At 32.3% G+C, this 17,461-nt stretch carries 23 protein-coding genes; 17 read left to right on the forward strand and 6 right to left on the reverse strand.

The genetic code is table 11. The features are described from left to right. Positions 1-191: 191 nt before the first annotated feature. Complete coding sequence (locus C2I06_RS22035; protein WP_275068565.1) at positions 192-1,577, reverse strand: alkaline phosphatase family protein; 1,386 nt, start codon at positions 1,575-1,577, stop codon at positions 192-194. Positions 1,578-1,740: 163 nt separating this feature from the next. Further along, positions 1,741-2,448, reverse strand: a complete 708-nt coding sequence (locus C2I06_RS22040; RefSeq protein ID WP_123258859.1) for an aspartate/glutamate racemase family protein — start codon at positions 2,446-2,448, stop codon at positions 1,741-1,743. Positions 2,449-2,562: 114 nt separating this feature from the next. Between C2I06_RS22040 and pdxR the strand changes: the two genes are divergently transcribed. From pdxR to C2I06_RS22055, 3 genes are all read left to right on the forward strand, one after another. Beyond that, complete coding sequence (pdxR, locus tag C2I06_RS22045; protein ID WP_123258860.1) at positions 2,563-3,957, forward strand: MocR-like pyridoxine biosynthesis transcription factor PdxR; 1,395 nt, start codon at positions 2,563-2,565, stop codon at positions 3,955-3,957. Between the two features lie 102 nt (positions 3,958-4,059). Next, positions 4,060-5,100 carry a SepM family pheromone-processing serine protease gene (locus C2I06_RS22050; RefSeq protein ID WP_095333348.1) on the forward strand — a complete coding sequence of 347 codons (1,041 nt, stop codon included), beginning with the start codon at positions 4,060-4,062 and terminating at the stop codon, positions 5,098-5,100. Between the two features lie 177 nt (positions 5,101-5,277). Further along, entirely contained in the window at positions 5,278-5,466 is a 189-nt protein-coding gene (locus tag C2I06_RS22055; RefSeq protein WP_095333346.1) for a hypothetical protein, read from the forward strand. 160 nt (positions 5,467-5,626) lie between these two features. On the opposite strand, the gene C2I06_RS22060 is transcribed toward C2I06_RS22055, so the two are convergent. The 4 genes from C2I06_RS22060 to C2I06_RS22075 are packed head-to-tail and all read right to left on the reverse strand — an operon-like array spanning position 5,627 to position 8,366. Further along, positions 5,627-6,343: a LytR/AlgR family response regulator transcription factor gene (locus C2I06_RS22060; RefSeq protein ID WP_095333344.1), complete on the reverse strand. Its 717-nt coding sequence runs from the start codon at positions 6,341-6,343 to the stop codon at positions 5,627-5,629. Between the two features lie 2 nt (positions 6,344-6,345). Next, positions 6,346-6,483, reverse strand: coding sequence for a cyclic lactone autoinducer peptide (locus C2I06_RS22065; protein ID WP_095333342.1), 138 nt, complete (start codon positions 6,481-6,483; stop codon positions 6,346-6,348). Continuing rightward, positions 6,480-7,097, reverse strand: coding sequence for an accessory gene regulator ArgB-like protein (locus C2I06_RS22070; RefSeq protein ID WP_095333340.1), 618 nt, complete (start codon positions 7,095-7,097; stop codon positions 6,480-6,482). Before C2I06_RS22070 ends, C2I06_RS22065 begins: the two co-directional genes overlap by 4 nt. A gap of 3 nt (positions 7,098-7,100) precedes the next feature. After that, on the reverse strand, positions 7,101-8,366 hold the full coding sequence (locus C2I06_RS22075) for a sensor histidine kinase (protein ID WP_123258861.1): 1,266 nt from the start codon (positions 8,364-8,366) through the stop codon (positions 7,101-7,103). A 596-nt stretch (positions 8,367-8,962) separates the two neighbouring features. On the opposite strand from C2I06_RS22075, the gene C2I06_RS22080 reads away from it, so the two are divergent. The 14 genes from C2I06_RS22080 to C2I06_RS22110 all read left to right on the forward strand — a co-directional run bounded on the left by C2I06_RS22080 (position 8,963) and on the right by C2I06_RS22110 (position 17,211). After that, positions 8,963-9,292, forward strand: a complete 330-nt coding sequence (locus C2I06_RS22080) for a PadR family transcriptional regulator (RefSeq protein ID WP_047941782.1) — start codon at positions 8,963-8,965, stop codon at positions 9,290-9,292. Continuing rightward, positions 9,270-9,845, forward strand: a complete 576-nt coding sequence (locus tag C2I06_RS22085; protein WP_095333336.1) for an HAAS signaling domain-containing protein — start codon at positions 9,270-9,272, stop codon at positions 9,843-9,845. The genes C2I06_RS22080 and C2I06_RS22085 overlap by 23 nt, the downstream gene beginning before the upstream one ends. Then, positions 9,842-10,462, forward strand: a complete 621-nt coding sequence (locus C2I06_RS22090; protein ID WP_095333333.1) for an NDxxF motif lipoprotein — start codon at positions 9,842-9,844, stop codon at positions 10,460-10,462. Before C2I06_RS22085 ends, C2I06_RS22090 begins: the two co-directional genes overlap by 4 nt. A gap of 307 nt (positions 10,463-10,769) precedes the next feature. Beyond that, positions 10,770-11,444 (forward strand): trypsin-like serine peptidase, encoded by a 675-nt coding sequence (locus tag C2I06_RS22095; RefSeq protein WP_123258862.1) that lies wholly within the window; start codon positions 10,770-10,772, stop codon positions 11,442-11,444. A gap of 21 nt (positions 11,445-11,465) precedes the next feature. Next, positions 11,466-11,603 carry a class III lanthipeptide gene (locus C2I06_RS22100; protein ID WP_123258863.1) on the forward strand — a complete coding sequence of 46 codons (138 nt, stop codon included), beginning with the start codon at positions 11,466-11,468 and terminating at the stop codon, positions 11,601-11,603. A 62-nt stretch (positions 11,604-11,665) separates the two neighbouring features. Continuing rightward, entirely contained in the window at positions 11,666-14,269 is a 2,604-nt protein-coding gene (lanKC, locus tag C2I06_RS22105; RefSeq protein ID WP_123258864.1) for a class III lanthionine synthetase LanKC, read from the forward strand. Between the two features lie 91 nt (positions 14,270-14,360). Beyond that, positions 14,361-14,483 (forward strand): class III lanthipeptide, encoded by a 123-nt coding sequence (locus C2I06_RS25335; RefSeq protein ID WP_204259899.1) that lies wholly within the window; start codon positions 14,361-14,363, stop codon positions 14,481-14,483. Positions 14,484-14,520: 37 nt separating this feature from the next. Continuing rightward, on the forward strand, positions 14,521-14,640 hold the full coding sequence (locus tag C2I06_RS25340) for a class III lanthipeptide (RefSeq protein ID WP_204259898.1): 120 nt from the start codon (positions 14,521-14,523) through the stop codon (positions 14,638-14,640). A 36-nt stretch (positions 14,641-14,676) separates the two neighbouring features. After that, positions 14,677-14,796 carry a class III lanthipeptide gene (locus tag C2I06_RS25345; RefSeq protein ID WP_204259898.1) on the forward strand — a complete coding sequence of 40 codons (120 nt, stop codon included), beginning with the start codon at positions 14,677-14,679 and terminating at the stop codon, positions 14,794-14,796. A 36-nt stretch (positions 14,797-14,832) separates the two neighbouring features. Further along, on the forward strand, positions 14,833-14,952 hold the full coding sequence (locus tag C2I06_RS25350; RefSeq protein WP_201781389.1) for a class III lanthipeptide: 120 nt from the start codon (positions 14,833-14,835) through the stop codon (positions 14,950-14,952). Positions 14,953-14,988: 36 nt separating this feature from the next. Further along, positions 14,989-15,108: a class III lanthipeptide gene (locus C2I06_RS25355; protein ID WP_204259898.1), complete on the forward strand. Its 120-nt coding sequence runs from the start codon at positions 14,989-14,991 to the stop codon at positions 15,106-15,108. Between the two features lie 36 nt (positions 15,109-15,144). After that, the gene (locus C2I06_RS25360; RefSeq protein WP_201781389.1) at positions 15,145-15,264 is read left to right on the forward strand and encodes a class III lanthipeptide; all 120 of its coding nucleotides are present in this window, start codon (positions 15,145-15,147) and stop codon (positions 15,262-15,264) included. A 36-nt stretch (positions 15,265-15,300) separates the two neighbouring features. Then, positions 15,301-15,420: a class III lanthipeptide gene (locus tag C2I06_RS25365; RefSeq protein WP_204259897.1), complete on the forward strand. Its 120-nt coding sequence runs from the start codon at positions 15,301-15,303 to the stop codon at positions 15,418-15,420. Positions 15,421-15,501: 81 nt separating this feature from the next. Beyond that, the gene (locus C2I06_RS22110; protein WP_095330626.1) at positions 15,502-17,211 is read left to right on the forward strand and encodes an ABC transporter ATP-binding protein; all 1,710 of its coding nucleotides are present in this window, start codon (positions 15,502-15,504) and stop codon (positions 17,209-17,211) included. The last annotated feature ends 250 nt before the right edge of the window (positions 17,212-17,461 follow it).

Genomic DNA, 17,461 nt, shown 5'->3' on the forward strand with positions numbered 1-17,461 from the left:
ATGTCGCTCCAGCCCCCACGCTCCAAAACAGGTACCCTGTGCTTTTCTATTTGTCTAGCTCCGGGTACCTAGGAGCTGCGGTGCTTCGCTACGATAAGTCAACATCGGTTCACTAACGTTCTCCGTGTTTCCTATATCTCGGGAAATGTCGCTCCAGCCCCCACGCTCCAAAACAGGTACCCTGTGCTTTTCTATTTATCCGTTATTTTTATTTTTGTGTTTAGTAGGTTGAAGATAATTTTTGCATGATCTGTATTATCCTTTTGCCCTGCAAAAAGGTTGCTAGATGGTCCGTAGGCATAGACAGGAACGTCTTCACCTGTATGTCCTCCAGTTGTCCAGCCTGTATTGGTACGTTTATTGAAGATATCTTCAATAGCATTGTCGATACTAGTGAGATCCTTTGTATCAGCAGCTTTTTGAACGGCCTGAATTTCCTCTGAAGTTAATGATAACTGAATATTATCCTTTAAGGTCGACTCTACATTCGCGCCATTTACAATTAATTCTGCCATAAAATCAGGTGTTTTCTTTGCTGCTTTGATTGGCTCGCCATACCAGTTATAATCCCCATTCGCTGCAATAGAGAATCCGCCAGTTGAATGGTCTGCTGTAGCAACAACTAAAGTATTTTTATCCTTTTTAGCAAAGTCAATTGCTGCTTTATATGCCTTTTCAAAATCCTCCATCTCACTCATTGCAGCGACAATGTCATTATCATGACCCGCCCAGTCAATTTGACTACCTTCCACCATAAGGAAAAATCCTTTTTTATTTTTATTTAAACTATTGATCGCAGTTTTTGTCATTTCCTCTAATGAAGGTGTATCCTTGTCTCTATCTATCATTTTCGGCATTCCTGCCTCCGCAAATAGACCGAGCAATTGTGTATCTTTATTCTTCAGTAAATCTTTACGATTCTTTACATAATTGTAGCCAGCCTTCTTAAAGTCCTTCGTTAAGTCTCGATCTTGACGAACGAAAAGGTCTGTTCCTCCACCTAAGAGAACATCCACTTTATGCTTACCATTTATCATCTCATCAAAATAATCATCTGCAATAGCATTCATGTTTTTACGATTGATATCATGTGACCCAAAAGATGCTGGGGTTGCATGGGTAATTTCAGAAGTGGCAACAAGACCTGTGGATTTGCCTTTTTCTTTTGCAGCTTCTAAGACGGTTTTCACTTCCGAATGGTCATTGTCTACAGCAATAGCATTATTGTATGTTTTAATACCAGCAGACATTGCGGTCGCGGCTGATGCAGAGTCTGTGACATTTTGTTCGGGATCTTCTGGGTATGTCATTTGCTGTCCTACTAAATAAGGATCAAAATATGTACTTTCTGCCGTTTTTGTTTTCGGATTATCTTTTAAATAGCGATAGGCGGAAGTGTATGAAACACCCATTCCATCTCCTATCAGAAAGATAACATTTTTCGGTTTTCCGTTATTGTTTCCCTTGTTTTTTGCTTCTGCATCTGTTCCTGTTAGTACAGTTGCTAATCCAGCAACAGTTAAAGAAGAGATTACAGCGATAGGCAGCAGCTTTTTTTTCCATGATTTTAAGTTCAAATTTTTCCCCTCCATTATTTAGACTCGCTTTATTATCACGGAAAAAAGTTAAGCTTGTTTTACAGTAGTTTAGAAAAAAAGTAAAAAAAACTAGGATAAATGTACCCTAGTTCGATAGTAACGATATAGATTGTTTGCCTATGGCTAAGGAAAAGAAAGTTTTTTACTTTAAAACAAAGTTTTGACCGAGTGCATAGGAAACGGCTGCTTTAGCATGTAAAAAAGTTGTATCAAATAATGGAATAGAACTGTCTTCTTGTTTTATAAGTAAGGGAATCTCGGTACATCCTAAGATTATCCCTTCAGCGCCTTGAGCTTGAAGTTTCTCTATAATACGCAAATAGATAGCCTTTGATTCTGGGAGAATTATCCCTTTGCATAGTTCATCAAATATAATTTGATGAACTGCTTCTCTATCCTCTTTGTCAGGAATAATGGTTTCAATTTCTTGCTGAAAAAGTGCGTCTTTATAAAAAGACTGCTCCATTGTAAACATCGTTCCTAATAAGCCGACCTTTTTTAAGGCAGTTTTTTTTATTTCATTTCCAGTAACATCTGCGATATGCAGCAGAGGAATATTGATAGCTGCTTGTACTTCTTTTGCCATTTTATGCATAGTATTGGTACAGATAATTACGATATCAGCACCGCCTGCTTCCAATGTTTTCGCGGCATTTTTCATTAATACAGTGGCCTCATTCCAATGTCCAGCTTTTTGCAGAGCAACAATTTCTTCAAAGTCAAAGGAATATAGAAGCGATTTAGCAGAGTGTAATCCACCCATTTGTTCTTTTACGAATGTATTTATATAGCGATAATAATCAGCTGTTGATTCCCAGCTTAACCCTCCAATTAGTCCAATTGTTTTCATTGTGTACTCCTTTATCTCCATTTTTTCACATCATAACATGGTATACTGGTATAGAGTAGAGCCAGTAATTATATACTTTTATAGTACCAGTTTGTCTTTTTAGGAGGATTCTGCATGATCTTTATTACGATTGACCGATCCCATTCTATTTCTTTAACACAGCAAATTTATGAACAAGTTCGTAATGGAATATTGGAAAAGCGATTAAAAGAGGGGGATAGGCTGGCTTCTTCAAGAGAATTAGCAAACTCAATTGGAGTTTCGCGAAATATTGTACTGGAGGCGTATGAGCGTTTAATTGCAGAAGGATATTTAGAAGTGAAACCAAAATCTGGAACCTTTGTAGCAAGTGGGACTTCTCTGTCGTTTACAGAGAATACAAGAAGGAAAGAAACTCCTAAAAAAAGCGATGCAAATAAAAAGATGTACATTGATTTTAAAGCAGGGAATCCAGCAATCGATTATTTTCCAAGGAAGAAATGGGCACAATTGACAAAGGAAATTTGTTTGCATTCCCCTGAAGCAGTCTTTGGATATGGAGAAGCCTCGGGAATGAAAGAATTAAAGAATGCTCTTGTTGACTATTTAAAAAGAGTTAGAGGGGTACAATGCAGTGCAGAGCAAATTTTTATTACATCTGGCGCTACACAAGGATTGAAGCTAATCACAGAAATGCTTGGGAAAGGAAATAAAACGATAGCAGTTGAGGATCCTGTAACAGATGAAATGAGAAATATTTTTACTTTTAGCAATGGACAAATCATTCCTGTTCCTGTAGATGAAAATGGGATCGATCCAAAGGAATTACCGACGCAATCGCCAAGCTTTGTTTTTGTTATTCCTTCCCATCAATTTCCTTTAGGTGGTATTCTTTCTATTCAAAGAAGGCTGCAATTAATCGAGTATGCGAAAAAGATGGATTGCTATATTGTAGAAGATGATTATGATAGCGAATTTACCTATGAAGGGGCTCCAGTACCATCTATCCAAGGAATTGCACCTAACCGCGTTATATATGTAGGCACATTTAGCAAAATTCTTTCACCAGGTTTACGGATTGGATATGTCATTTTACCAGAGGAATTAATAAGTGATTTTGAACAAATTAAGTGGTTTTCAGACAGACATACTTCCTCCCTCGAACAATTAGTATTAGCCCGTTTTATCAGGGAAGGCTATCTAGATCGGCATGTTCGCAAAATGAAAAAAATATATAAAGAAAAACGAGAACGGTTAGTCTTAGCTATTCAGCAAAATTTTAAACATGCTACCATCATTGGTAAATCGGCAGGAATGCATTTAGTTGTGGAAATTCCAGATACAGATTTTCATTCCACATTCATACATAAAATCGAGGAATATGGAGTAAAGGTATATCCGATTGAACAGTATAGTTTAGTTAAAGGAAAGCATAAGAGTAGAATTGTAATGGGCTATGGGGGATTATCTCTCGAACAGATTGAAAAAGGGGTGCAATTATTGCGAGAAATTCTTGAGAGAGATAAATAGCCTTTTTAATGGAAAAACTATCTGAAATTCATTCTTTTTTAATATGATGTATGTAAATATAGTTTATATAAGTAAAATTAATATCCTAAGGAGTATGTAGATATGAATAAATCAAGAAAAAGCATCTTTTCAAAAAAGTGGTTAGCCATACTTTTTGGGGTACTCATTATTCTCTTATTTATTCCGACCCCATATTATTTAAATCAACCAGGATCGATTGAAGCACTTGCATCTAAAGTGACGGTAGAGGATGGTACGAAGTCGGAAAAGGGAAGTCTCAATCTAACAACTGTTTATTCGATTAAAGTAAATAATCCCTATATTTACCTATACGGATTGGTCGCACCACATACGGAAATTCGAAAAGAAGAAGAAGTTAAAGGGAATTTAAGTGATGAGGAGTACAACAAACTGATGCTTCATATGATGGCTACATCGAAGCAAAATGCGATTGTTGCCAGTCTGCATGCAGCAGGGAAAAAAGTAGAGTTTACTTATAACGGTATTTTCGTTGCACAAGTATTAGATAACTCTAAGGCAAAATCAATTATTCAAGTTGGAGATATTATCAAAAAAGTGGATGGAAAGTCGTTTGCAAAAAGCGAGAAGTTAATTGCTTATTTAAAGGAAAAGCAAGCAGGAGATATAGTCCATCTTGAATTTTTACATGGCAAGGAAAAGAAAGAAGCAGATGTAGAAGTAATTGAATTAGACAAAAGGACAGGGCAGGTGGGCATTGGGATTGCTCCAGAAGATAATATGACTATCCACCCTTCTGTTGATGTAGAAATTAATAGTGAAAATATCGGAGGTCCTTCCGCTGGATTTATGTTTTCATTAGAAGTCTATAATCAAATTGTCAAAGAAGATTTAACAAGAGGCTACAAAATAGCCGGTACCGGAACGATGGATGCCGAAGGAAATGTGGGGCAAATCGGTGGAATTAAGCATAAAATCGTTGCGGCACATAAAGAAGATGTGGATATATTCTTCTATCCACGTGATATAACAGAATATGATACGAATGAAAAGGAAATTAAAGAGCAAGTAAAAGAAGAGGGGTATACAGACATTAAGATCGTACCAGTAAGCACGCTGCAAGAAGCTATTGATTATTTAGAAAAACTTCCAGAGAAGAAATAAATTTATGGTTAAGAGAAGTCTCCATACATAGTAGGGAGATTTTTCTTTTTATAAGAAAGGAGACAGGGAGATTTCTGTAAAATTCTAGCGTTTAGAAAAGCCTGAAATGGGAAAGTTATATATAAGAAATGAAAAGCACGTATAGTCGGTAAAACGGCATTTATAAGGAGGTTCACGATGTCAGAATTTTTCAGTGGTTTTTTTAATATTCTTTATGGAGCTTTCGGAGTTCCTCTACTTTTAATCGTTCTTATTATTCTTGTTATCGTTGTTTCACAAAGAAGACGAAAAAAGAAAATGAAGCAAGAAGACTGGATGGGGCATTCGTCAGTAGAGAAAATCGAAAAAGATAATAAGGAGAAGTAGTAATAACATTTTCCTTCCTTTAGATGAAGAAAATTTGTCCATAAAATTCAAGTATAAGAAGAACCTGAACAAGTATCCATTTTTGCAATCTGGATACTTGTTCAGGTTTTGTAGGTTGTTATTTAAAGTTTGTTGCCAAAAAAGGCTGTTATCAATAAAGCTAGAAACTGAACTCACTGAATATTAAATCTTTAAGACCTTTTATCCGATGTTTGCTCACTGGTAAAGTTTCTTTAGAGTCAATTAGAACCAGATTATATGAATTCATAAATTCATCTTTTTGAATTTTTTTTACTCTTTCTAGGTTGACTAAATAGGATTTATGGATACGGTAAAATCCGTGCTTTGCTAATTTTGCTTCAAGAATTTCAAGTTTCTCGTTACTTTCAATAAGTTCTCCGGTTGTAAGATGTATTGTGGTTTTTCGAATAGTTTTACCAATAAAGTTGATCTCATCCTTTTTAATTAATAAGTAACCAGTTGATGTCTTAACCCCTACCCGAAGGTCGTCTTTATTTACATAATTAACTCGAGTTAGTGTTTGGAATAATCTAAATACATCAACAGGCTTTACTATATAATCTAAGGGATAAAAATTATATGCATCCAATGCAAAGGATTTGTGATTACTGATGAAAACAATTTTTATATTTTTGTAATACTGATTGATATGTTCTGCTAGTTTAAATCCAGATTGAGATGCAATTTCTATATCTAATAATGCAATATCTACTTTATTCTCACTTAAAAAAATTGGAAGAGAATCACCATTTGTAGAGGTATATACTAAATTATATGGTGATTCTTTGAAAATATCTTTATATAGTTCTAATTGAATCGGGTCATCGTCTATAGCTATGATACTTAATTTAGACATTTTTATTTAGAATCATTCTTTTGGTCTTTACTAGGAAGCTCAGGTTCGTATGTAAACCAGTACGATGCTAGAGTACCCTTTGAGGCCATAAAACCAACCTTACCTATAATTTTTGCTAGTACTTTCGTAAATAAGTTCATAAATAATCCACCTTTCTTGTAGTTTTTTTATCTAACCAATCGGTCATGTCATGATGCCATTTTGTAAGTGAAATCGATTGGAAGAGAACAGATAGCCAAATACTTGAGATAATACTTGATTTACCTATAGGTGATAATATCGTGAGGATGAACAGTGTTGTAATAAAAAATAATGAAATATGTTTGAATAACATTTTCTTATTGTTATTAAATAAAGCTCTAGTTTTATGTAAGACAGGAGCTTTTTTATTATAAATAAACATAGAAATTAAATAAATTATAAGGACAGCGATCATATTAAGAGCTAGAAAATGCTTGGTTGCTATCGAAAGTATAAGGATTAAAATAGTACTGTAGACCACACATTTTAAATAACTTTTAAAGTGTGCTCCTCCACCAAAAGTTCTTAGAAAAGCTCCTGTAAAAAGAGATACGGTAGCTTCAATAAAAACTCCAAATAAAGCCGATAGTATTAGAATAACTGAAATTTGAATAGTTAATGAGATTATCCACTCTAGTCCGTATCGTATATACTCTTTATTATCTTTGTATTCTGGGGCATGTTTGATAACAAAATTAGTTACTTCATTACTAATTATATTAGGATTAACCATAAATTATTTCCTTTCTTTAGGTGGTATGAGGACAAACATACTTAAAGTTCGATTATTAAGTTCTGGATATATGTATCCGTTATATCTCTCTAAAGTCATCATAATATTGCTTAGTCCTAATCCATTTTCATAAGTAGTTTTTGTACTATAACCATCTTGAAATATGTTTTCCAAATCTAGCAGCTCTGGATTCACTTCATTTAACACTTCGACTATTAAATACTGATTTTTGTAAAATTTAATGACTATTTCTCTAGAAGCTGTTTCGTTTGATTTTATAAATTCATATGCATTAGAAATTAAGTTTCCGATAACATTGTTAAATTCATAAACTGGCATAGGAATGAGTTCAAATGTATCGGAGATAAAAATATTAAAATTAATACCGTCTTTTTTTAAAACCTGTTTGTATTGAATAAGTAAACCGGCTATTGACATGTAATGTAAAGGTAGAGTTTCAGAGGTTGTCTGAAACTCTTCCGTGAGTTCACTCAGATAAGCTTTTAAATCATTTATTCTATTTAGATGGACTAGAGAATTGATAGTGTTAAGTTGAAAGATAAAGTCATGCCTTTGTGCTCGTATACTTCTTAGATAGAATTTAGCACTTTTCTCTTGCTCAGTTAATAATTTTTTTTCTGCTTTAATAGTGTTTAGATAAACTAAGTACCTTGTAAGGTAAATAAATGCAATACTCGAGGTAATTATTAAATAGGCAGAGGTAATCGATATACCGTCATCTTGAATGACTTTAATTACAATTAACATGAATAACACAACAAATAGGGGGAAAATCCACCAAAACTTTGGGGTCTTAGCTTGAGAAATGTCCTGGTTAGGTATAAGACTCCTCCTAAATGCTCTTAGAAATAATAATAGTAGAGTTAATAATGAACCGTTAACTAATCCAGAGATAAATCGTATTTGATTAAATGTTGAAGAGCCTGCAAAAAGTAGATCAAAAATAATAATATTTATCAATTGTACAATCAAAAGAAGAGTCATACTTAATAATAGGGATAATATTGAAAAAGTGAATTTCACTTTATAGAGCTTGGATATTAAAATAGCTAGAATTACTACAGCTAAAGGCAATTTAATAAAGGGATAACTTAGTGATAGTGTTAAAAATATGGCTGTTCCTAGACTTATAGAAAATAAATAAAGTATCTGTATTTTACTAAAATGAAATTTATTTAATAATTGTAGGGTTATTAAAAGCATTGGGATTGTTTCAAACAGAGCTCCAAAAAAATCAATAAAAATCAAGGTCTTCTTACACTCCTATAATTAAGTATAAAAAAGTTGGAAAATTTAAAAATCAAATAACGAAAGTATTCGAGCCTATTTTTATGATGATTCAAACAATTAAGCGTTACCCATTTTAAATATACCCTTTTATGTACTGTAAATGTCCTAATATGCAGCTTTTTATCCCTTTTATAATTTTCGAGGTATTTATAAACCTGTTTCATTTTATAATGGAAAATATAGGATAAAAGGGTGGTGGTTTAAATACTAAAATACATTTCTATTTATTACTGAATAAAGAAATTTAAAAATGTAAGGAACAAATAACCTCTGAAAAAAGGTTGTATGGATTGGATTTATTTTCCTATTCCTTAAATAACAATGTAACATCAAATTTAAAATAAATCAATTTTTTTACACAAATAGTAAATAATGTTCTCGGATACTCGATGACCTTATGTAAATATATTAGTACTGTTATAATCCATATGATTCCAAGGAATTAATTGCTGATAATTAATTCTTAATATTCTGATATTAGGATACAGTGTTAAGTTTAGTACCTTTTAATACACAGATAGTATTAAATAAATTATAAACGCTGGTGATAAATTATGAATGCACAGTTTAAAAAAGGTGTACTAGAATTAATAGTCTTAATAATAATAAACAAAGAGGATGAATACGGTTATTCACTAATAAAGAAGATCTCGAATAAGATCGTTATATCGGAAGGTACTGTTTATCCGATTTTAAGAAGATTAGTTAAAGAAAAGTATGTCACGACATATCATGAAGAATCAAAAGAAGGACCATTTAGGAAATACTACAGAATTACAAAGGAAGGTATAGCTAAACTTGAATCCTTAAAGATGGAATGGAATGAGTTTTTCTTAACAATAAATCGTTTTGTCGAGGAGAATGATAAACTTGAACAAAAATAATTTTTTGAAACTACTCAAAAATAGTTTGAAGTTTATGTCTGAAAAAGAAAAGAAAGATATATTAGAAGAGTATAGCATGCATTTTACGGAGGGATTAAGTGAAAATAAAAGTGAAGAGGAAATTTCTAAAGAATTAGGAAATCCTGAAGAAATCGCTAAGGAATTAAACGCTGTTTATGCGATTAATAAGGTCGAAGAAAAGAAAAGTATAAGAAGTATGCTTACAGCAATGATGTCCATTATGGGTTTAAGTTTAATGAATTGCATTATTATAATAGTGAGTTTATTCTTTATGTTATTATTAACTCCATTTATATTGGCTTATGTCATTGGTGTGCCTATAATGATCCTATCTCCCATTATTTTAATCGTAATGGGGTTTGTAGATGGTTCTACCATTGGAATTGGGGAAATTCTCGAGTCTATAAAAGGAGTTATTATAGGAGCTATTTTAGCCATCCTAGGGTATTATATTGGGAAGTCATTTATTAAATTATTTATTAAATATCTAAAATGGAACGCATCAATAGCAAGGGGGAAAAATGGATTATGAAAAAAATTTTTTTAAGTATCCTATTTCTCTTTATATTAAGCGCGTGTTCAAATGAAGAAAATATTAGCACCTCTGAAAACCAAATACCCGATACAAAGAATGTAGAAATCCCTAGTATTATTTTTTCTTCTGACAAACAAAACAGTGTAATTGATGAAAAGGAAATGAAATCAAGTATAAAAACGTACCTAGACACTTATGAAGCATTACAGCTTGCTAGCTATCCATTTCAAGAAATGATCGATGAAGAAAAGGAATTGACTAAAAGTGAATTGGAGAAATTAGACCAAATTTACAGACTAACAAAAGAAAATGATGAAAATTTCTCTAATTATATTTCACAAAATACATTACCTGAAGGATATCTAGAGGAGTCTGAAAGAATTAGCAGATATATTACAGGTGTAAATGAGATTATTTACGAAATAGATACAATGCTTAATCAACTTACAGACGACATCGAGAAAGAAGTTATTCCGACAGTAAACTTTGATTCAATAAATAAAAAAAGTGATGTAGTGAATGGAAGAGAACAGAAAAAAATAGAAGAGTTTCTTGAGAGGAAGAATATTGATACTAAAGCATTCGGGAAGAATTCACAAGGAAAAACAGAATAACTTTATAGATATAAAAAAAAGGTGTACCGAATTTATTTTTAGGTACATCTTTTTTTGCATGAGAAGTATTCTAGCTTAAGATTAACCTCGATATTTATACGGTAATTCCAAAGGGAAATGCGTGTAATGTCCGGGTTTTTTTAGATGTTCTAGGAAGTGTGCTGCTGGGACCCAGTCCAGTTATTTCTTATTTAGTATTATACATAGAATGATATTATCCTTAAAACATTACTATGAAAATAAAATATTGAATCTCTTATATTTTGGTAGTATTGTTTTTTTATACCAGTCAAAGGAATGAAGAATAATGTTCAAATTATCTATGAATGAAAATCAAATAATGAACACAGGAATATTGAAAATAAAACAAAATAAAACCAAATTTATAAGTAATGCTTCACTAATTATGGGATGGAAATATCCATTAGTTTGTACTGCTGCACATTGTGTTTTTGATTGGTATAAGCAAACAAATGCGAATGAGATAACCTTTATAACTTATGATAACCAAGAATATGAAGTGGAGGAAGTCTACGTCAGTAAGGAGTGGGTTCAAAATGGAATAGTTGATTATGATACTGCTTTTCTCACTTTAAAAAAACCGCCTTTAGAAACAGACAATATAATTAAGCCTATATTTAATAACACCTCGAAAAAACAGCATGCATTAATACCTTACATACAGAAAAAATTTTTCCGGAAAAATAAAATTGAAATAATAAAAAACATAACTTTTGAGGACCATATACACAATTCATCCTTGTTAGGAGTAAAAGGAAAAGCTGGAGTAGGTAGCTCAGGCAGCCCTTGGCTACTAAAAAAAGATCGTGAGTACTTCCAATTTTCAAATACAAGTTTATCTTTTAATAGTGTTAAAGATATAGTGTGGGGCCCTTATTGGGGGGAACATATAGAAAATTTATATCTACATGCAAATAAAAAAGGGAACAACTTAGAAAGTATTAAAACCTATAAATTATAAAACTAGAAAGGAGGTGTGACTATGTCTAGAACGGATGTTTTATCTCTGCAAAGTTTAAGATATAAAAAGAACGATGAGCCGCCAATTGGTTCAAATGTTAGCGTTAACTGCAAAACACATAGTGGTTTAAGCCTTTTTTTCTGTGTAGTTCCTAGATAAGAAATTCAAAAAATTAAGCACAAATTAACTTGGTTAATTTGTGCTTATAATGAGGTGAACTAATGGATAATAGATATATAAAGTACATAAATGAAGGCTATTATTATAATGTTGCTAGTGAAAACAATCAAAGATTGCTCCATTTAGACTGCCCACCAGATAACTACATAGTAATTGATGGAGAACATTGGATAAATGTTTTGGAAAGAAACATTAAACTACCTAATCAGGGCTGGAAGATTCATATTAGTACGAACATGAAAGAGGCGCAAACAACTTTAGATATTGTATCTAAGTTAATGATAGAAAGAAATATATCATTTAAGTACGTAAAAAGTATGACAGAGCTACTAATGAAAGATTCCAAATATGGCGATAGAGGTTCTTCAGGGAAGTTTATTACAATATATCCTGTAAATACTAATCAATTTATCGAGTTATTAAGTTTACTAGAGAATAGCTTATCTCATTTAAAACCTGGCCCGTATATACTAAATGATAAAAGATGGTATGATTCTAACGTCTATTTTAGATACGGTGCCTTCGCGCCAAGATTTACATTTATAGATGGAGTAAAAGTCGATGCTATAGAAAATTTACAGGGTGAACTTATTGAAGATAAAAGGGTTCCTTATTATTATCTGCCTGACTTTGTAGAAGAGCCTCCAGAAATTATAGCCATGGATAAAGCAATGGATCAAAATGATACTTATTCACCCCTTGAAAATTATGATATTAAAGAGGCTCTACATTTTAGTAATGGCGGGGGCGTATATATATGTGAGAATAAATTAAAAAACAATACAAAGGTTATTCTAAAGGAGGGAAGACCACATGCCGCTGTAGATGCACAAGGGCGTGATGCATTTTCTAGGATTGTAAATGAAAGTGAGATACTTGATAAATTAGAAAAAACAACATTCCCAGTAAAAAAAATAAGTTCCTTTCGTGCGTGGGAGCATTATTTTATCGAAGAAGAGTATATCGAAGGCGATTCACTGTCTGAGTGGCTAGTTAAGAACTACCCTTTCAGCTCTACCCTAAAAAATGAGTCTTACACTGAAGCATGTATAAATATTATTAATCAACTTATTGAGGCTATACATGAAATTCATGAGCATAATGTAGGAATGGGCGATTTACAACCTGCAAATGTTATAGTCACTCCCGAAGAGAAAGTAAGATTAATAGATTTTGAAACAGCAAGTACAACAAATGATTCTCTTTCTGGATTAATGACTCCTGGTTATATAGGCCATCAAGAAATGAATAAGGAACAAAGTGATTGGTTTGCATTACTAAGGATAGCAAAACAGTTATTTGTACCAATTGGAAGTGTTCAAGATATTTCCTGGAATTTGGATACCATTCATAGTAAATGGGTGCATGTTGTATTTGGAGAAAAAGCGACTAAAATAATTGACAAAGTTAAATCGCTGTGTGACTTCTATCAATCACGTCCTATGGACGAGTTATTGAGTACAAATGGCCAGTTAAAACAAGATTTTGATTTATCTATCTTAAAATTAAAATTACGTAATTCCATATTAAAAGACGTTAAAATGGAAGATAGACTTTTACCGGGAGATATTCGTCAATATGAAATGGAAGCAGGAATAATAAATGTATTGACCGGTGGCTTTGGTACGGCAATGGCTTTACATAGAACCGGTGGAATAAATCAAACAGTAAAAGATTGGATTGAAAAACAAGAAATCAATCAATTACTTCATTTAGAAAATGGCTTATATACTGGAAAAATGGGGATTGCTGCAGTTTTATGGGAATTAGGTTATCAAGAAAAGGCAAAAGCCCTATTTGATTCAGATATTGATATTAAAAACATGGAAGATATTTCTCTTGCAGCAGGTTTAAGCGGGATTGGATTGGCATACTTAGGACTTAGCTACGAATATGATAATCCTAGATATCTAGATATTTGTCTCTCTATTGGAGAGATATTAATAGATAAATTAAATTCTAATGCACCTATCATTACTTTTGATTACGATGTGGTTGATAAGGGAGTCATGACAAGTTGGTCAGGAGTTTCCCTGTATTTTACTGCATTATATAAAAAAACAAAGGATCAAAAGTGGCTGGAATTATCAGAAAAGGCATTAGAAAAGGACTTGAAGTTAGGGGTATTTGATGACGATGGCTTGTATCATATAGATGATGATTTTAGAATTTTACCATATCTCGCTGGTGGAGGAAGTGGACTGGCTATTCCTATAATTGAATTAGAGCTGAATGCAGACATAAAGAAATGGGATAAAGAAATCGATGGAATTTGCAAAATTCCGAAAAGTAAATGTTTTTATAACGCTGGGTTATTTCAGGGAACTACTGGTATTTTAGCTATTGCAAATCTCTTAGAGCTATATACCAATAAAAACAGTTTAGTCAGCTCAGCTTTATTTACCCTTAATCTACATTTATTAGAGAATGATGACTGTATATTCGTTCCTGGGGATTCATGCTTTAGACTTTCTGGCGATATTATGTCTGGTTCTGCTGGCCTACTGTTAGTAATAAACGATATTTTAGAGAATAGAAACTACTCCTGGTTACCAATACTCAACTTAGAAAAGGTATTTAATTCTTCCATCTTAAAAGGGGGAAATTCGCAAAGGAAGGTAGAACTATCCTTCTCTGGTAATTAATTGACTCTTGAGATGTAAAATATATCATTTTATGTAAATAAAAGGATTAAAAGATGATGAGAAAAATTATTTATTATAGGAGGTGATAAAAATGAAAAACGTTCTTGGTTTACAAAAAATAGATAAGAAAGAACGGAAAAATGGAGATGTATTAAAGTCATCTGTGAGTTTAGGCTGTTCTCCATCAAGTAATACTAGCTGGTTCTTTTGTTAATTCTTAAAAAATACTATTTAGAAAGAAGGAATGAAAAATGAACAAAGTATTGTCATTACAAAAAGAAGCTGTATCAAAAGACGTTCAATTAAAAGCGAAATCACTTGCGAGTATTCAATGTAAAGGAAGTAGCAACGCAAGCTGGTTCTTCTGCTAATTCTTAAAAATACTATTAAGAAAGAAGGAATGAGAAATGAACAAGGTATTATCATTACAAAAAGAAGCTGTATCAAAAGACGTTCAATTAAAAGCGAAATCACTTGCGAGTATTCAATGTAAAGGAAGTAGCAACGCAAGCTGGTTCTTCTGCTAATTCTTAAAAATACTATTAAGAAAGAAGGAATGAGAAATGAACAAGGTATTATCATTACAAAAAGAAGCTGTATCAAAAGATGTACAGCTAAAAGCAAAATCCTCTAAAAGCATTCAATGCAAAGGAAGTAGTCACGCAAGCTGGTTCTTCTGTTAATTCTTAAAAATACTATTAAGAAAGAAGGAATGAGAAATGAACAAGGTATTATCATTACAAAAAGAAGCTGTATCAAAAGACGTTCAATTAAAAGCGAAATCACTTGCAAGTATTCAATGTAAAGGAAGTAGCAACGCAAGCTGGTTCTTCTGCTAATTCTTAAAAATACTATTAAGAAAGAAGGAATGAGAAATGAACAAGGTATTATCATTACAAAAAGAAGCTGTATCAAAAGATGTACAACTAAAAGCAAAATCCTCTAAAAGCATTCAATGCAAAGGAAGTAGTCACGCAAGCTGGTTCTTCTGTTAATTCTTAAAAATACTATTAAGAAAGAAGGAATGAGAAATGAACAAGGTATTATCATTACAAAAAGAAGCTATATCAAAAGATGTACAACTAAAAGCAAAATCACTAGCGAGTATTCAATGTAAAGGAAGTAGCAACGCAAGCTGGTTCTTCTGTTAAGGCTAGTAAATGATTTCTGTAAAAGACAATAAAGTTTGGTCAATCAAGCTTTATTGTCTTAATTAATGAGGTGAATCTTAATTGAATGCGTATAAAATGCTCCTATTAGCAATTAATGATACAAAGAAGAAAATACTTTTGTTCACAATTATAATTGCATCTATTTTATTTACAGCAGCAACTTTATTTTTCCCACTTTTGGTAAAGGATATTGTTGATGAATTTTCAATGAATGAGATTAGCCTATGGATGGTTGGAGGTTTAGTTTTATTCTTAGTAATAAAATCTATAATTGAAGCAGTTAATCAGTACATAATATCTAAATTTGGTAACATGGTAATTCGTGATTTACAAAAAAATATCTACAATAAGGTTATTTATTTTAAAGTTGATTTTTTTGATGATTACCACAGCGGAGAATTATCAAGTAGAATCGTAAATGATACAGAAATTGTTAAAGATTTAATCACATATCACATCCCTAAATTAGTTACGGGAATTATAATGATACTTGGTGGATTAGCATTAACAATTATCCTTGATTGGAAACTAACGGTTGTGGTACTAATAATTGCCCCATTTATATTTGGGATTATATTTCCTCTGATGAGGAGAATGGAGAACACTGGGGATAGACAACAAAAAGAAACTTCTGTTTTTATTTCAAAAACGCAAGAGACTTTTAAAAATATAAAGATGGTGAAGGCTTCAACGGCTGAAAAACAGGAAAAATCATTAATGTATAAGTGTATTGATAGATTATATAATGCTAACTTATATGAAAGTAAAGTTTTTGCTATAGTAGCTCCTTTAGTGAATTTTTTACTTATTCTAGGCTTATTAATAGTGGTAGGGTATGGAGCATATAGAATCTCAGTAGGAACATTAACTATAAGTACATTAATTGCGTTTGTAATCTATGCCTTTCAAATGATGACCCCAATGAGTTCCATTAGTGGATTTATTGGAGAGTACCATAAAGCTAATGGTGCAATTAAAAGTTTAAATAATATAATGAATAATAATGAAGTGGAATTTACTGGCAATATCGAGTATAAATTTCTACATGAATTATCCTTTAATCAAATTACTTTTGGGTACAAAGATAAACCTATGCTTAGTGATATCAGCTTTACTATTAAACGAGGGGAGTCTCTAACGATTGTTGGTCCTTCAGGATCTGGGAAAACAACTTTAATTAACCTATTGGAGAAGTTTTATCACCCAGAAAGTGGTTCCATAACAATAGACAATATCAATATCAGTCATTTGAACACATATGAACTTCGAAAAAACATTGGGATAGTAAGCCAGGGTTCATCTTTAATTAGCGGTACCATTTTAGATAATTTGCTATATGGGCTTGATGAGGACCAAATTGATGAATCCAAAATAAGAGAGGCCTTAAAATATGCGAATTTACAAGAGTTTGTTGATAGACAGAAGGACAAACTTAATACGAATATAGGGGAGAGTGGCGACAAATTATCAGGGGGAGAAAAACAAAGATTAAATATAGCTAGGCTATTTTTGAAGAACCCGGATATAATTTTATTGGATGAACCTACCTCAAACTTAGATATAGAATCTAGAAATTTAGTATTGGAATCAATAAACAAACTTACTAAAGATAAGACAGTGATTAAAGTAACTCATAACCTAGAAGAAGTAAAACCAGGGGACAATGTATTATTCATTGAAGATGGAGAAATTGTATGCGAAGGTTCCCATGAAAGAATGAGTGAGATGAATAAAAGATACAAAGAGTTTATTTCTACAGCTGCGGTGTAGTTTGTAGTTTTGGGGTAACAGTAAGTAGATTAAATGTTTATCTACTTACTGTTTTTTAATGTTGATTTTGTGCAAATTCGAACATTTTTTCCACGATCTATTCTTCCTTCTTCTTAAGTGATTTTTGCTTATTCCTTAAACTTCTAAGAGATTACTCACCTGCCATATCACCGTTATTGGCATATTAACACTGTCTTTTTCGTTCTGCCATAGATATTGCCCATTCCATTTGGAACAATATAAAAAAGCA

Source organism: Niallia circulans (assembly GCF_003726095.1).
Lineage (GTDB): Bacteria > Bacillota > Bacilli > Bacillales > Cytobacillaceae > Niallia > Niallia circulans_A.

What these genes read in the sequence shown, in the direction of transcription:
- C2I06_RS22040 (WP_123258859.1), bottom strand. Translation starts at nt 2,448, where the DNA reads ATGAAAACAATTGGACTAATTGGAGGGTTAAGCTGGGAATCAACAGCT.
- pdxR (WP_123258860.1), top strand. Translation starts at nt 2,563, where the DNA reads ATGATCTTTATTACGATTGACCGATCCCATTCTATTTCTTTAACACAG.
- C2I06_RS22050 (WP_095333348.1), top strand. Translation starts at nt 4,060, where the DNA reads ATGAATAAATCAAGAAAAAGCATCTTTTCAAAAAAGTGGTTAGCCATA.
- C2I06_RS22055 (WP_095333346.1), top strand. Translation starts at nt 5,278, where the DNA reads ATGTCAGAATTTTTCAGTGGTTTTTTTAATATTCTTTATGGAGCTTTC.
- C2I06_RS22060 (WP_095333344.1), bottom strand. Translation starts at nt 6,343, where the DNA reads ATGTCTAAATTAAGTATCATAGCTATAGACGATGACCCGATTCAATTA.
- C2I06_RS22065 (WP_095333342.1), bottom strand. Translation starts at nt 6,483, where the DNA reads ATGAACTTATTTACGAAAGTACTAGCAAAAATTATAGGTAAGGTTGGT.
- C2I06_RS22070 (WP_095333340.1), bottom strand. Translation starts at nt 7,097, where the DNA reads ATGGTTAATCCTAATATAATTAGTAATGAAGTAACTAATTTTGTTATC.
- C2I06_RS22080 (WP_047941782.1), top strand. Translation starts at nt 8,963, where the DNA reads ATGAATGCACAGTTTAAAAAAGGTGTACTAGAATTAATAGTCTTAATA.
- C2I06_RS22085 (WP_095333336.1), top strand. Translation starts at nt 9,270, where the DNA reads ATGATAAACTTGAACAAAAATAATTTTTTGAAACTACTCAAAAATAGT.
- C2I06_RS22090 (WP_095333333.1), top strand. Translation starts at nt 9,842, where the DNA reads ATGAAAAAAATTTTTTTAAGTATCCTATTTCTCTTTATATTAAGCGCG.
- C2I06_RS22095 (WP_123258862.1), top strand. Translation starts at nt 10,770, where the DNA reads ATGTTCAAATTATCTATGAATGAAAATCAAATAATGAACACAGGAATA.
- C2I06_RS22100 (WP_123258863.1), top strand. Translation starts at nt 11,466, where the DNA reads ATGTCTAGAACGGATGTTTTATCTCTGCAAAGTTTAAGATATAAAAAG.
- lanKC (WP_123258864.1), top strand. Translation starts at nt 11,666, where the DNA reads ATGGATAATAGATATATAAAGTACATAAATGAAGGCTATTATTATAAT.
- C2I06_RS25335 (WP_204259899.1), top strand. Translation starts at nt 14,361, where the DNA reads ATGAAAAACGTTCTTGGTTTACAAAAAATAGATAAGAAAGAACGGAAA.
- C2I06_RS25340 (WP_204259898.1), top strand. Translation starts at nt 14,521, where the DNA reads ATGAACAAAGTATTGTCATTACAAAAAGAAGCTGTATCAAAAGACGTT.
- C2I06_RS25345 (WP_204259898.1), top strand. Translation starts at nt 14,677, where the DNA reads ATGAACAAGGTATTATCATTACAAAAAGAAGCTGTATCAAAAGACGTT.
- C2I06_RS25350 (WP_201781389.1), top strand. Translation starts at nt 14,833, where the DNA reads ATGAACAAGGTATTATCATTACAAAAAGAAGCTGTATCAAAAGATGTA.
- C2I06_RS25355 (WP_204259898.1), top strand. Translation starts at nt 14,989, where the DNA reads ATGAACAAGGTATTATCATTACAAAAAGAAGCTGTATCAAAAGACGTT.
- C2I06_RS25360 (WP_201781389.1), top strand. Translation starts at nt 15,145, where the DNA reads ATGAACAAGGTATTATCATTACAAAAAGAAGCTGTATCAAAAGATGTA.
- C2I06_RS25365 (WP_204259897.1), top strand. Translation starts at nt 15,301, where the DNA reads ATGAACAAGGTATTATCATTACAAAAAGAAGCTATATCAAAAGATGTA.